The following is a 13,689-nucleotide window of genomic DNA, read 5'->3' on the forward strand; positions in this document are numbered from 1 at the left end:
GGACTCCCCCTCCGTGTACCGTCCGGGAGCACCGCCGACCGCGCCTGGAGGACCGATGACCGCCGATCCGCAGCCCATCACCCGCATCCCCCGCTCGGGGCTGCCCGCCCATGCGGTCGTCGTGGGCGACCCGGCGCGGGCGGCGGACGTCGCCGGGATGCTGGCGGAGGCTCGGGAGGTGGCGCACCACCGCGAGTACCGCACCTTCACCGGCACGTGGAAGGGCACGGCCGTGGTGGTCGCCTCGCACGGGGTGGGCGCCCCGGGGGCGATGCTGCTGTTCCAGGAGCTGGTGGGGGCCGGGGTCCGCACCATCCTGCGGCTGGGCACCGCCGGGGCGATCAGGGCCGGCATCCGGGACGGCGACCTGGTGATCGCCGAGGCGGCCGTGCGCGACGACGGGGTCACGCAGCAGCTGCTGCCGCCGGAGTACCCGGCGTTCGCGACGCCGGAGGCGGTGCTGGCCCTGGAGCGTGCGGCGCGGGCCCTGGACGCGCCGCACCACCGCGGCGTGGTCTGGACGCGGGCGGCGTTCCAGCCGGGCTTCCTGCCGCTGCCGGGCGAGGCGTACACGGCCGCCGGGATCGCGGCCATCGAGATGGAGCTGTCGGCGCTGCTGGTGCTCGCCTCCACGCGTGGCCTGGTGGCGGGCGGCGCGCTGGTCGTGGACGGGGCGAACGCGGACGACCTCGTGGACGTCGAGGCGACCGGCGGCTACGACCCGGACCGGAGCGTGGTCGCCGAGGGGGTGGCCCGCGGCAGCCGGGTAACGTTGGACGCCTTGCATCTGCTGGCCACCGAGTACGGAAGCGACATGAAGTGAGCGTTCAGGACGCCGATCTGCTGGTGCACGGCGGCGATGTGCTGACCGTCGACGCGGCGGGCACCGTCGTGCCGGACGGGGCCGTCGCGGTGCGCGACGGCGCGATCGTGGCCGTCGGCCCGGCGGCGGAGGTGCGCGCCGCGTACCGGGCCGCCGAGGAGATCGACGCGACGGGCTGCCTGGTGCTGCCGGGCCTGATCAACACCCACACCCATCTGGCGATGACCCTGCTGCGGGGCTGCGCCGACGACGTGGACCTCCAGGAGTTCCTGGCCCGCGTGATCCCCCGCGAGGCCGAACTGCTCTCGCCGGGCGCGGTGGCGGCCGGGGTGCGGGTCGCGGTGGCGGAGAGCGTGCGCGCGGGCGTCACCACCGGCCTGGACATGTACTGGTTCCACGAGTCCGCCGAGGAGGCCGCCCGGCAGGCGGGCTGGCGGCTGCTGGCCGGCCCGACGTTCATGGACGTCCCCGGCCCGCCGGACGGCCGTCCCTACGGCGACCGCATGGCCTGGGCCGCGGCCGACCTCGCGGGACGCGTCGCGCACGCGCCGGGCACCCGCCCGGTGGTCTTCGCGCACAGCGCGTACACCCTGGACCCCGACCAGCTGGTGGCGGTCAGCACGCTGGCCCGCGAGCACGGCGCGCTGCTGCACGTCCACGCGGCGGAGAACGCCGCCGAGGTCGCCATGGTCGTCGAACGCCACGGCAAGCGCCCGGTGGAGCTGCTGGACTCCCTCGGCGTGCTCGGCCCCGACGTGCTCCTCGCGCACGCGGTGGACCTCACGGACGGCGAGATCGCCGCGCTGGCCAGGACCGGCACGGCCGTCGCGCACTGCCCGGTGTCCAACCTGAAGCTGGGCTGCGGCATCGCCCGCGTCCCGGACCTGCTCGCCGCCGGTGTCACCGTCGGACTCGGCACCGACGGCGTCGTCAGCTCCAACACCCTCGACGTGCTCGGCGCGGTACGGGCCGCCGCGCTGGTCCACAAGGCCGGCGGCGACCCCACCGCCGTGGGCGCCGAGCAGGCGGTGCGGATGGCGACGATCGAGTCCGCCCGCGCGCTCGGCCTGGACGCCCACCTCGGCTCCCTGGAGCCCGGCAAGCGCGCCGACCTCGTTGTCCTCGACCTGAGCGGGCCGCACCTGGCGCCGCGCCACGACCCGTGGTCGATGCTCGCGTACGCCGCCGCGGCCGCCGACGTCCGCGACACCGTCGTGGACGGCCGCGTCCTGATGCGCGACCGCGCACTGCTCACCCTGGACGAACCGGCCGCGCTGCGCGCACTGGAGGCGCTGGAGCAGGAGCACCCGGCATGACCTCCGCCCTGGAACCCACCCGCGGCTTCACCGGCCGCGCCCGGGCCGCCGACCGCGACCCGCGGCTGCCGCCCGGCCAGTACGACGCGCACGACGACTGGCCGGTGCTGTCGGCCGAGGTCACCCCGCGTATCGCGGCGGCGGAGTGGACGCTGCGCGTCGACGGCCTGGTGGCGGCGCCGCGCACCTGGAGCTGGGACGAGGCGCAGGCCCTGCCGCGGTCCTCCTACCGCGGCGACATCCACTGCGTGACCGGGTGGTCGAAGTTCGGCGTGCACTTCGGAGGGGTGTCGCTGGACGCCTTCCTGGCGGCGGTGCGCCCCTCCCCCGAGGCCACGCACGTCGTGGCGTACGCGCACACCGGCTACGCCGCCGGCCTGCCGCTGGCCGACGTCACCGGCGGCCGGGCCTGGATCGCCTTCGAGTACGGCGGCGCGCCGCTCGCCCCCGAGCACGGCGGCCCGGCCCGGCTGGTCGTGCCGCACCTGTACTTCTGGAAGAGCGCCAAGTGGATCGCCGGCATCCGCCTGATCGACCACGACGAGGCGGGCTTCTGGGAGCAGAACGGCTACCACGCCCGCGGCAATCCGTGGCAGGAGCAGCGCTACGCCCATGACTGACCTCGCCGTACCCGCCTTCGTCCCGCCGACGCGCTTCGCCGTGCCCGGCCGCGTCGCGGTCGGTGCGGCCGCCGCCGCGGTGTGGCGGCGCGCCACGCTCACCGAGGTCCGCCGCGAGACCCCGCGCGCCGCGACGTTCCGCTTCGCGGTGCCCGGCTGGGCGGGGCATCTGCCGGGCCAGTACCTCACGCTGCGCCTGACGGCGGCCGACGGCTACACGGCCCAGCGCAACTACTCCCTCGCCTCCGCGCCGGACGGCTCGGGCCACATCGAGCTCACCCTCGACCACGTCCCGGACGGCGAGGTCTCCGGCCATCTGCACACCGTCGCCCGCCCCGGCGACACCGTCGAGGTCCGCGGCCCGCACAGCGGCTTCTTCGCCTGGTCGGGCGACCGGCCCGCGCTGCTGCTCGGCGCCGGCTCCGGGGTCGTGCCGCTGATGTCGATGATCCGCCACCACCGGCTGCGCGGGCCGGACGTGCCGTTGCGGCTGATCGTCTCGGCCCGTACGCGCGAGGACCTGATCTACGCCGGCGAGTACGGGGCGGAGACCACCGTCGTCCTCACCCGCTCCCAGGGCCGGCTGGGCGCCGCGCATCTGGCCCCGTACCTGGCCGATCCGCCGCCGGGCGGCTGGGAGGCGTACGTGTGCGGGGGCAACGGCTTCGCGGAGCACGCCTCCCGGCTCCTGGTGGACGGCGGGCAGCCGCCCGGGCGGATCCGCATCGAGCGATTCGGCTGATCAGCGACCTTCGGGTATTCTCCTCTTTACGTGATCTTCCGGGGCACCGCCCCGGCCGGTCCGCACCGGGACGTGGCGCAGCTTGGTAGCGCACTTGACTGGGGGTCAAGGGGTCGCAGGTTCAAATCCTGTCGTCCCGACGGTGCTTGTGAACGTGTCCGCAGTTGAAGGCCTTGCCCCACTCCGGTGGGGCAAGGCCTTCGTGCGTCGGGCCCAGCGGATTCCGCGGGTCAGCGGAGGACGATCTGGAGGACGGGCGGAACGCCGGCGGCGCGAGCGCCCGGAGCGCCGCGATGTCGCGGCCGTAGCGCGACCGCGGGTCGCCCGAGCGATGGACGTGGCCTCCCGCGGCCATGCGTCTCCCCTCCCTGCAGCCGGTCGCGGGCGGTGACGGGACGTCGCGCACCGCACCCCCTCGGACCGAACTGCCCGCGTGCCAAGGACAGTGCGCCCAGTGGTCCGCCGATTGCTCAGGGATGCCGGAGGACCGGACCTTGCGAGAGCGGCTCCCGCTCCCGGCGGTGCGGGCATAATGGCCCGATACATCGGATGTTCTGGAGGCGAGGGCGGTCATGGCAGTCACCGACGAGGCGATCGAGAAGATCAAGGGGATGATCGTCTCCGGTGCGCTGCGCCCCGGCGACCGGCTCCCCAAGGAGAGCGAACTGGCGGCGGACCTCGGCCTGTCCCGCAACTCGCTGCGCGAGGCGGTGCGCGCGCTCTCACTGATCCGCATCCTGGACGTGCGGCAGGGCGACGGCACGTACGTCACCAGCCTGGACCCCCAACTCCTGCTGGAGGCCATGAGCTTCGTGGTGGACTTCCACCGCGACGACACCGTGCTGGAGTTCCTGGCCGTGCGCCGCATACTGGAGCCCGCGGCGACGGCCATGGCGGCCGCGATCATCCCCGAGTCCCAGCTGGACGCCCTGGAGGACCAGTTGGCGGCGCTGGGCACGAGCCCGTCGGTCGAGGAACTGGTCGCCTGCGACCTGGAGTTCCACCGCGGCATCGTGCAGGCGGCCGGCAACTCGGTGCTGTGCTCGCTGCTCGACGGGCTGTCCGGGCCCACCACGCGGGCGCGGATCTGGCGCGGGCTGACCCAGGAGGACGCGGTCAGCCGCACCCTGCACGAGCACCGGGCGATCCTCGGCGCGCTGCGCGACCGCGACGCGGAGGCTGCCCGGTCGTGGGCGACGGTGCACGTCGCCAGCGTGGAGCAGTGGCTGCGCTCGACACTCTGAGCGGCCGTCCGGCCGCGAACCGGGAACGGCCTCACGCGCGTCCGATCTCTCGAAGAAGTGATCGAGTAAAGGGATCGGATGAATTCACGCCCACGCCTGCTCTCCCGCCCGGCTGCCCGCACGGGCCGCCCTGCCCGCACGACCCCGGGGCCCCGTCCGCGCCTCCGGCTCCGCCGCCCCTCCCGCCGTGCGCTGCGGCGCGGCGCCCTCGTGGTCGCGCTCGCCGTGCTGCTGCCGGTGCTGGCCGCCGGCGTCGCGCTGCGCCTGGAGTTCGCCGGCGACCCCTCCGGGGCGGGCCCCGACCGCGGCCGCAACGCGGTCTGGCTCGGCCACGCCTGGGTCGACGGCCGCCGGGACGCGGCCGACCTGGCCGCGCTCGGGCGGCAGCTGCGCGGCAGCGGCACCCGTGACCTGTATGTGCACACCGGCCCGCTGGAGTTCGACGGCGGTCTGGATCCGGCGCTGTACCCGGGGGCCGCGTCGCTGGTGCGGGAGGTACACCGCGCGCTGCCCGGCGTGCGAGTGCAGGCGTGGCTGGGTCAGGTGGTCTCGCACCACGGCGAACAGGGGCTGCACCTGGACGACCCGGCGACGCGGGCCCGGATCGGGGCGAGCGCCGGGCAGGCGCTGGCGGCGGGCTTCGACGGGGTGCACCTGGACCTGGAGCCGATGTACTCCGGCGACCGCGGCTTCCTCGACGTCCTGGACTCCGTGCGCGCGCTGACGGCCCGGCGGGGCGCCGTCCTGTCCGTCGCGACCCATCAGATCGACCCGCTGCCGTCCCTGCACGTCCCGGCCGGCGCGCTGTTCCACCACCCCAAGTGGTGGTCGCAGGCCTACTTCGGGGCGGTCGCCCGCAGGGTGGACCAGGTCGCGGTCATGGCCTACGACACCTCCCTGCCGCTGGAGAGCCTCTTCGGCGGCTACGTGGCCCAGCAGACCGCGCTGGCCCTGGAGGTGACGCCGCCGTCCACCGACCTGCTGATCGGGCTGCCCGGCTACCACACGAACAACCTGGGCCACCACGCGTGGGCGGAGACCGTCGCGGCGGCCGCCCGCGGCGCGCGGCTGGGCCTGGCCCGGCACGATCCGGCCCGCGAGCGCTTCGGGCTGGCCCTGTACGTCGACTTCCACGCCACCGCGGACGACTGGGCCGCGTTCCGGTCCGCGTGGGGGCCGGAGGACGACGGGACGCGTACGACCGGTGACGGTGGGGATCATCCCCCTACGAAGGCGGCGGCACCTGTCCCGTGAAGCCGTAGGCTGGTGCAGCACGCGAAGGAACGGCAGCCGGCGGGGGTGACACCATCTCCCTTCCGGCCGGAAGGAGGCGCTGGGTGATCGAGCTCGAGGGAGTTCCCGAGCTGATCGACCCGGTCATGGTGGCCGCGTTCGAGGGCTGGAACGACGCCGGGGACGCCGCCTCCGCCGCGGTCGGGCATCTGGACCGGGAGTTCAAGGGTGAGGTGTTCGCGGCGCTGGACGCCGAGGACTACTACGACTTCCAGGTCAACCGTCCCACGGTGTGGATGGACGGCGGCGTACGCCAGATCACCTGGCCCACGACCCGGCTGTCCGTCGTCCGCATCGAGACCCCCAAGCCGCGCGACCTGGTCCTGATCCGGGGCATCGAGCCCAGCATGCGCTGGCGTTCGTTCTGCAACGAGATCCTGGGCTTCGCCCACGAGCTCGGTGTCGAGATGGTCGTGGTGATGGGCGCCCTGCTCGGCGACACGCCGCACACGCGTCCGGTCCCGGTCACCGCGGTGACCTCGGACCCGGACCTGGCGACCGCGCTCAGCCTGGAGGAGTCCCGCTACGAGGGCCCGACCGGCATCGTCGGCATCCTCCAGGAGGCCTGCACGCACGCGGGCATCCCGGCGGTGAGCCTGTGGGCCGCCGTGCCGCACTACGTCTCGCAGCCGCCCAACCCCAAGGCCACGCTGGCGCTGCTCAACCGCCTGGAGGACCTGCTCGACCTGCGCATCCCGCTGGGCGAGCTGCCCGAGGACGCCCGCGCCTGGCAGGTCGGGGTGGACGAGCTCGCGGCCGAGGACAGCGAGGTCTCCGAGTACGTGCAGACCCTGGAGGAGGCCCGCGACACGGCCGAACTGCCGGAGGCCTCCGGCGAGGCCATCGCCCGCGAGTTCGAGCGCTACCTGCGGCGCCGCGACCCGCAGGCGGGCGACCAGGACGCGGGCCCGTACCTGCGCGACACCTCGCCGAAGCCGGACACCGGCACCGCCGGCAGCGGCGGCGGCAGCGGCCTGCCGAGGGCCGACCGGGACGAGGCGGGGAAGGACCGCACGGCCGACACCGACGGCGAGAACTCCGGGGACACCGGGAACACCGGGAACACCGACAACGACGAGTGAGCCGGGCGCCGCACGAACGCCGAAGGCCGTTGCCCCCGCGGGGGCAACGGCCTTCGGCGTTGCCGGGGTCAGCCCAGGCGAAGCCGGTGCGGGCTCACAGCGCCACGCCGAGCAGGGCGTTCACGGCGCGCGACACCAGCCCCGGGGCTCCGATGTCGGTGCCGCCCTCGGCGGCCTGGAGCGCCGCCCAGCGGTCCACCGCGGCGAGCGTGGCGGGCGCGTCGAGGTCGTCGGCCAGCGCTTCGCGGATCTCCTCGACCAGCGCGTCGGCGGACGGCCCGTCGGGCCGCGACACGGCCGCGCGCCAGGCGCCCAGCCGCTCCACCGCGTCGGCGAGGACCGCATCGGTCCACTCCCAGTCCGCGCGGTAGTGGTGCGCCAGCAGGCTGAGGCGTATGGCGGCCGGGTCGACGCCGTCCCGCCGCAGCTGGGAGACGAAGACCAGGTTGCCCTTGGACTTGGACATCTTCTCGCCGTGGAGCGCGACCATGCCGGCGTGCACGTAGGCCTTGGCCATCGGGAACTCGCCGGTGAGCACCTGGGCGTGCGAGGCGCCCATCTCGTGGTGCGGGAAGGCGAGGTCGGAGCCGCCGCCCTGGACGTCGAAGCCCATGCCGAGGTGGTCCAGCGCGATGGCGACGCACTCGATGTGCCATCCGGGCCGTCCCCGGCCGAGGCTGCCGCCGTCCCAGCTGGGCTCGCCCTCGCGGGCGGAGAGCCACAGGACCGGGTCGAGGGGGTTCTTCTTGCCGGGGCGGTCCGGGTCGCCGCCGCGCTCCGCGGACAGCGCGCGCATGGCGGCGGCGTCGAGGTGGGAGACGCTGCCGAAGTGCGGGTCGGCGTCGACGTGGAAGTAGATGTCCCCGTCGACCTCGTAGGCGGCACCCGCCTCGCGCAGCCGCTCGACCAGCGGGACGATCCCGGGGATGGCCTCGACCGCGCCGATGTAGTGGGCGGGCGGGAGCATCCGCAGGGCGGTCATGTCCTCGCGGAACAGGGTGGTCTCGCGCTCGGCGAGGGCCGTCCAGTCCTGCCCGGTGGCCTCGGCCCGCTCCAGCAGCGGGTCGTCGACGTCGGTGACGTTCTGGACGTAGTGGACCTGGCGCTTCGTGTCGAGCCACACGCGCTGCACGAGGTCGAACGCGTTGTAGGTGGCCGCGTGCCCCATGTGGGTGGCGTCGTAGGGGGTGATCCCGCAGACGTAGATGCGGGCGACCGGACCGGGGTCCAGGGTTACCGGGCCACCGGTCGCGGTGTCGTGGAGACGAAGATCGCGTCCTGTGCCCGGGAGGGCGGGGACGTCGGAAGCGGGCCAGGCATGCATGTCATGAGATTAACCGCCCGCGTGATCGGCAAACGACCGCTGGGGTCCCCCGGGACTGTGCCGTCGCCCACTGCGGCGCCCCGGCGGACCCGCCGGGCCCCTCGGACGGAGATGCGGGCGGCCGGACCGGGCCCCCGGGGAAAGGGGCTGCCCGTCGCGGTGTCGTGGAGACGAAGATCGCGTCCCCCCGCCCGGGAGAGCGGGGACGTCGGAGCATTCCGCGCGGCCGCGGCCCTCTCGCCCGCGTCAGATCGGGGGCCACGGGATGGCCGGCCACTCCCCGGAGGGCTCCGGGTGCCGTCCCGTGCGCAGCAGGTCCGCCACGCGCTCGCGCAGTGCGGCGAGTTCCGCGGCGGTGATCAGCCCGGCCAGCCGAGCCCCGAGGCCGCCGTCGCCGAGCTCGGTCGTCAGCTTGCCGAGAACCTCCACGGCCTCCTCGGTCAGCGGCTCCCCCGCCCATCCCCACAGCAGGGTCCGCAGCTTGTTCTCCGCGTTGAACGTCACACCGTGGTCGATGGCGTAGAGCCCGCCCCGTGCCGTCGGCAGCAGGTGGCCGCCCTTGCGGTCCGCGTTGTTGATCACGGCGTCGAGGACCGCGAGCCGCCGCAGCCGCTCGTCGTCCGCGTGCACCAGCAGCGCGGTGCGGCCCTCGCCGACCTCCGCGAAGCCGACGGCCTTCCAGCCGGGCTCCGGCTCCTCGGCGTCGACGAGTGCGAGCAGGCCGTCGCCGCCGTCCTCCCCCTCCTCGGGGGTGTCGATCCACAGCTGGCACATGCCCTCGCCGTACGGCCCGTCACGCAGGACGGTGGGCGGCACCAGGCCCCAGCCGGTCGCCTCGGAGACCAGGTAGGCGGCCACCTCGCGCTGGGCCAGCGTGCCGTCGGGGAAGTCCCACAGCGGCCGCTCCCCGGCGACGGGCTTGTAGACGCAGTGGGCGGTGACGCCCTCGTGGGCGATCTCGCAGTAGAGCACGGCGTTGGAGGCGTCGCGCAGCCGGCCGAGCACGGTCAGTTCGCCGTGCGCCAGCAGTTCCGCCCCGGTTATGCCGCCGACGGCGTCGCCGCTCAGGCCGTCGCCGATCGCCGGTACCCGTTCTGACGCGGGCATACGTGTCCTTCCGGGTCCAGGGGCAGACTGCACAGGGGGCACGGGGGCCGGCCCGCGGCCACCACGTCCAGGGCGCGCTTGGCGAAGGTGCGGGCCTGGGCGCCGGTCAGGCGCACCCGCAGCAGCGGCGGCCCGTTCTCCTCGTCCTGGAGGAGCATCTCCTCCGCGGCCTCGAGGTCGTCCTCGTCGTCCGCCTCGATCTCGACGAGGGCCTGTGCCTCCAGGATCATGCGCTCCTCGGCGCCGTCCCAGGCCAGGGCCATGGTGCCGACGCGGAACTCCTCCTCGACCGGAGCCTGGAGAGGGGCGTTGTCCGCCAGCTCGCCGGGGGCCACGGCGGGCACGGGTGCGGCGCCGCCGGTGCGGCGGACGACCTCGTCCAGGAGTTCGTCGATGCGTTCCGCCAGCGCCTCGACCTGGGTCTTCTCCAGGGCGACACTGGTGGTCCGGCCGGCCGCGCTGGCCTGCAGGAAGAAGGTGCGTTGTCCTGGCTGGCCAACGGTGCCTGCGACAAAGCGATCGGGCTTGTCGTAGAGGAACACCTGACGAGGCACGTCCTGCTCCGTTTGCTCGGTGTCGTGGAGGTCCGGTCCACCCTACTGCGGAAGCTGATCACGGTGCGCCCGCACCACCACCGACCTCCGCGTCCCCCGGGGCCGCCGTGGGCTTCTCGCGCGGCCGGAGCCCGTCGAGGCTGCCGGTGTCCCCGAGGCGGAGCAGGAAGGGCCGTTCCGAGGTGTAGCGGATGGCCGTCACGGAGCAGGGGTCGACGGCGATGCGCTGGAAGAGGTCGAGGTGCATGCCGAGCGCGTCGGCGACGATCGCCTTGATGACGTCGCCGTGCGAGCACAGCACCCACAGCGCGTCGGGCCCGTGGGCCTCCTCCATGCGGGCGTTCCACTCGCGCACGGCGTCGACCGCGCGGATCTGCATGGCGCGCATCGACTCGCCGCCCTCGCCGGGGAAGACGGCACCCGACGGATAGCGCTGCACGACGCCCCACATGGGCTCGTCGGCGAGTTCGGCGAGCTTGCGGCCGCTCCAGTCGCCGTACGCGCACTCCGAGACCCGCTCCTCGACGTGCAGGGGCACGTCGGGCAGTACGTCCAGCAGCGGCTGGACCGTCTCGCGGCAGCGCTGCAGCGGGCTGGTGACGACGGCGGCGGGCGGCAGGGCGGCGAGCCGCGCGGCGAGGTCCGCCGCCTGGTCGCGGCCGGTCTCGTCGAGGGCGACTCCGGGGAGCCGGCCGGCCAGCACGTTCTCGGAATTGGCGGTGGACCGGCCGTGCCGGACCAGGATCACGGTGGACATGACCGCCACCATACGGCCGGCACGGGACCGGTGTGTCGGCGGCGATTCGCGGAAAGAGACATACGTGATCGTGGACTGTGCCGTGTACCGCGACGGCGAGCGGGCGGCGACCCCCACCGACGTGGCCGAGGCCCTGGAGACCGCGCGGGCGATGGACGGCGCCTTCGTGTGGATCGGCCTGTACGAGCCCACGGAGAAGGAGTTCGATCTCGTCAGCCGCGAGTTCACCCTCCACCCGCTGGCGGTGGAGGACGCCCTCAGCGCCCATCAGCGCCCCAAGCTGGAGGTCTACGAGGGCTCGCTGTTCCTGGTGCTGAAGCCGGTGACGTACGACGACGCGCGGGACACGGTCACCGCGAGCGAGCTGATGGTGTTCGTCGGGAAGGACTTCGTCGTCACCGTGCGCCATGGCGAGGGCATCGCCCCCGGGGAGATCCGGCACCGCCTGGAGGCCGAGCACGAGGTGCTCAAGCACGGTCCGGGCGCCGTGATGTACGCCATCAGCGACACCGTGGTGGACGACTACATCGTGGTGGCGGCCGATCTCCAGGCCGACCTGGAGGAGCTGGAGACAGAGGTGTTCGCGCCCGAGCTGCGGCGGACGGCCGCCCGGCGCGGCGCGGAGAGCACGGCCAGCCGGATCTACGGGTTCAAGCGCCAGTTGCTGGAGTTCCGCCGAGCGGCCTCGCCGCTGACGCAGCCGATGATCCGGCTGTCCGCGGGCACGGTGCCGCATGTGGCGTCCAGCACGCAGCCGTTCTTCCGGGACGTCGCCGACCACCTCACCCGGGCCAACGAACTGGTGGACGGCCTCGACCGGCTGCTCAGCGACATCCTCGGCGCCCATCTGACCCAGGTCGGCGTGCGGCAGAACGACGACATGCGCAAGATCTCGTCCTGGGCCGCCATGGCCGCCGTGCCGACCATGATCACCGGCGTGTACGGGATGAACTTCGAGCACATGCCGGAACTGCGCCAGGTGTGGGGCTATCCGGCGGTCCTGGCGGTGATCGTGGTGGCCGAGATCCTGCTCTACCGGACGTTCAAGCGGCACGGCTGGCTGTGACGGCACGCGCCGCCGCCCCCGCCCGGCCCTGCAGCACCCTTCAGACGGCGGCCTCGGCCGCGGTGGCAGGCCCGCCGAGGGCGTCGCGCCGCTGCGGCATGGACAGCCGCACCATGCGCCGCCAGCCGCCCAGGCGCTCGTAGACGTACACGGCGCGGATGCCCGCGCGCAGCAGCGCCGACCGGCCCCGGGACCAGCCGAGGGCGCGTCCCATGTGGGCCATGACGGCGAGGCTGACGTCGCGGTGGACGCGGATCTCGGCCAGCGCGCAGACGCGCAGGGTGTGCCGGATGGCGCGGCCGTGCCCGGCGGCGGCGAGGCGCAGCAGTTCCTCGTGGCAGTAGGCGAGGTGGTTGTCCTCGTCCTGGGAGATCATGCGGACGGCGCGGCCGATGTCGGGGTGGCCGGCGAAGTGCCGGGCGAGCAGGGCCATCTGCTCGGAGGCGCGCTGCTCGGTGACGCGGCTGTGGGCGAGGTAGGTGACGACGTCCCCGACGGTCAGCGGCTCGTCGCGGCGGAGCTTGTCGTGGGCGAGGCCGATGCCGCCGCGCTCCAGCAGCATCGTGTAGTCGGTGTCCGCGGGCACGGGGACGGGGTCCAGGCCGCGCCTGCGCAGCAGGGCGTTGAAGATCCTCCCGTGCTTGTCCTCGTCGGCGCCGTGCCGGGCGATCTTCGGGGCCAGGCCGCGCTCCTGCTCGGGAACGAGGGCGGCGATGCGGCCGTTCTCCCAGCCGCCCTGGGCCTCGCCGCTGGCGGCGATCGAGCAGAAGAGCCGGAAGGACTCGTCGTGGTCGAGGATCTCCTGGAACAGACTCCGGGCGGAGAGCATGCGGGAACCTCCTGCGCGAACCGGATGGACCACCGGATAACTCAATAAATCGACCATGCGTAAATGAAGAGTCAAATGCCCCGGAAAGCCGGTGGCAACAGCCCCGCGCGTCAACTCGGCCGAACGGATGAGGACGAACGGGTGAGGGGTGCGTAACCCTTGGCGCTTCCCCGCGTTGAGTTTGCTGACGGCCGTGGCGGGGAAGACCCCCGAGCCCCCACCACGGCCGCGAAAACCGAGGGGTGCTGCGGCCGGACCGGGCGCTCGTGATTTCATAGCCCCTCGGAGGGGTCACTACCTAGACATGTTCAGCAAGGCGACGCGGAGCCGCTCGACGGTGCGTCCAGCGGGCCCCGCGGGTTCTGACTGGGCCCCTTACGCGCGCCTGGACGACGCGGCGCACGCCTACTTCCTCCATGCCGACGTGGCCCTGGAGGCGATCGGCGGGGTCCTGGGCCGGCGCCGGGTACGCGGCTTCACCCTCGAACGCGTGGTGGACCTCACGGAGGCCGGTACCTCGGTGTGGCAGGAGGCCGCGGTCTGCGACGGGCGGCGTTTGATCCTCTGGCACAGCGAGGAGGTCGCCGACGAGGACGCCCCCGGCGGCCGGGTCCTGGATTCCTCCGTGCAGGTGCTCCCCCTGGAGACCATCGGCCATGTCGGGATGCGCACCCTGGTGGGCCACGACGAGGAGGGGCGGCGCGTCGACCGCGGCGTGTACGTGGTGCTGGCGACCGCCATGCCGCACGAGCTGAGCGCGGTCCGCGGGGACGCCGACGGGGCCATCGCCTCGGCCCGGTTCCGGCCGGAGGCCTTCCGCTTCAGCAAGTCCCTGGAGGACGGCGGCCCGGGGCAGATAGCGCGCCTGACCGCCTTCGGACGGCTGCTGGGGCGGCTGGTCCCGGGCTGAGCCGGGACCGGCCGCCGCCGCG

Annotated in this window: 14 protein-coding genes and 1 tRNA gene; 10 read left to right on the forward strand and 5 right to left on the reverse strand. The window is 73.9% G+C overall.

All coding sequences use genetic code 11. The features are described 5' to 3' along the window. Positions 1-55 precede the first annotated feature (55 nt). From ACIP64_RS21670 to ACIP64_RS21705, 8 genes are all read left to right on the forward strand, one after another. Positions 56-823 carry a nucleoside phosphorylase gene (locus tag ACIP64_RS21670; RefSeq protein WP_401589124.1) on the forward strand — a complete coding sequence of 256 codons (768 nt, stop codon included), beginning with the start codon at positions 56-58 and terminating at the stop codon, positions 821-823. Continuing rightward, entirely contained in the window at positions 820-2,139 is a 1,320-nt protein-coding gene (locus ACIP64_RS21675; RefSeq protein WP_401589127.1) for an amidohydrolase, read from the forward strand. Before ACIP64_RS21670 ends, ACIP64_RS21675 begins: the two co-directional genes overlap by 4 nt. A gap of 8 nt (positions 2,140-2,147) precedes the next feature. Beyond that, on the forward strand, positions 2,148-2,759 hold the full coding sequence (locus tag ACIP64_RS21680) for a sulfite oxidase-like oxidoreductase (RefSeq protein ID WP_401589484.1): 612 nt from the start codon (positions 2,148-2,150) through the stop codon (positions 2,757-2,759). Then, the gene (locus tag ACIP64_RS21685) at positions 2,752-3,501 is read left to right on the forward strand and encodes a ferredoxin reductase (RefSeq protein ID WP_401589130.1); all 750 of its coding nucleotides are present in this window, start codon (positions 2,752-2,754) and stop codon (positions 3,499-3,501) included. The genes ACIP64_RS21680 and ACIP64_RS21685 overlap by 8 nt, the downstream gene beginning before the upstream one ends. 66 nt (positions 3,502-3,567) lie before the next feature. Next, a tRNA-Pro gene (locus ACIP64_RS21690) sits at positions 3,568-3,641 on the forward strand. Between the two features lie 432 nt (positions 3,642-4,073). After that, the gene (locus ACIP64_RS21695; RefSeq protein ID WP_401589133.1) at positions 4,074-4,745 is read left to right on the forward strand and encodes a FadR/GntR family transcriptional regulator; all 672 of its coding nucleotides are present in this window, start codon (positions 4,074-4,076) and stop codon (positions 4,743-4,745) included. A gap of 78 nt (positions 4,746-4,823) precedes the next feature. Then, on the forward strand, positions 4,824-5,999 hold the full coding sequence (locus ACIP64_RS21700) for a hypothetical protein (RefSeq protein ID WP_401589135.1): 1,176 nt from the start codon (positions 4,824-4,826) through the stop codon (positions 5,997-5,999). Positions 6,000-6,082: 83 nt separating this feature from the next. Further along, positions 6,083-7,120: a PAC2 family protein gene (locus ACIP64_RS21705; RefSeq protein WP_401589138.1), complete on the forward strand. Its 1,038-nt coding sequence runs from the start codon at positions 6,083-6,085 to the stop codon at positions 7,118-7,120. A 94-nt stretch (positions 7,121-7,214) separates the two neighbouring features. Here ACIP64_RS21705 and mshC read toward each other — a convergent pair whose 3' ends face one another. From mshC to ACIP64_RS21725, 4 genes are all read right to left on the reverse strand, one after another. After that, positions 7,215-8,444: a cysteine--1-D-myo-inosityl 2-amino-2-deoxy-alpha-D-glucopyranoside ligase gene (mshC, locus tag ACIP64_RS21710; protein WP_401589140.1), complete on the reverse strand. Its 1,230-nt coding sequence runs from the start codon at positions 8,442-8,444 to the stop codon at positions 7,215-7,217. Positions 8,445-8,690: 246 nt separating this feature from the next. After that, the gene (locus tag ACIP64_RS21715; protein WP_401589142.1) at positions 8,691-9,551 is read right to left on the reverse strand and encodes an SCO1664 family protein; all 861 of its coding nucleotides are present in this window, start codon (positions 9,549-9,551) and stop codon (positions 8,691-8,693) included. Then, positions 9,509-10,105, reverse strand: a complete 597-nt coding sequence (locus ACIP64_RS21720) for a DUF3090 domain-containing protein (RefSeq protein WP_401589145.1) — start codon at positions 10,103-10,105, stop codon at positions 9,509-9,511. The genes ACIP64_RS21715 and ACIP64_RS21720 overlap by 43 nt, the downstream gene beginning before the upstream one ends. A gap of 58 nt (positions 10,106-10,163) precedes the next feature. Next, positions 10,164-10,862 carry a histidine phosphatase family protein gene (locus ACIP64_RS21725; RefSeq protein WP_360906300.1) on the reverse strand — a complete coding sequence of 233 codons (699 nt, stop codon included), beginning with the start codon at positions 10,860-10,862 and terminating at the stop codon, positions 10,164-10,166. Positions 10,863-10,926: 64 nt separating this feature from the next. Between ACIP64_RS21725 and ACIP64_RS21730 the strand changes: the two genes are divergently transcribed. Next, complete coding sequence (locus ACIP64_RS21730; protein WP_401589148.1) at positions 10,927-11,928, forward strand: magnesium and cobalt transport protein CorA; 1,002 nt, start codon at positions 10,927-10,929, stop codon at positions 11,926-11,928. Positions 11,929-11,968: 40 nt separating this feature from the next. On the opposite strand, the gene ACIP64_RS21735 is transcribed toward ACIP64_RS21730, so the two are convergent. Then, positions 11,969-12,757: a ferritin-like domain-containing protein gene (locus tag ACIP64_RS21735; RefSeq protein WP_401589150.1), complete on the reverse strand. Its 789-nt coding sequence runs from the start codon at positions 12,755-12,757 to the stop codon at positions 11,969-11,971. 304 nt (positions 12,758-13,061) lie between these two features. On the opposite strand from ACIP64_RS21735, the gene ACIP64_RS21740 reads away from it, so the two are divergent. Next, entirely contained in the window at positions 13,062-13,667 is a 606-nt protein-coding gene (locus ACIP64_RS21740) for a hypothetical protein (RefSeq protein ID WP_401589153.1), read from the forward strand. The last annotated feature ends 22 nt before the right edge of the window (positions 13,668-13,689 follow it).

The sequence above is a fragment of the Streptomyces sp. NPDC088733 genome (assembly GCF_044751185.1).
In the GTDB taxonomy this organism is placed as follows: domain Bacteria; phylum Actinomycetota; class Actinomycetes; order Streptomycetales; family Streptomycetaceae; genus Actinacidiphila.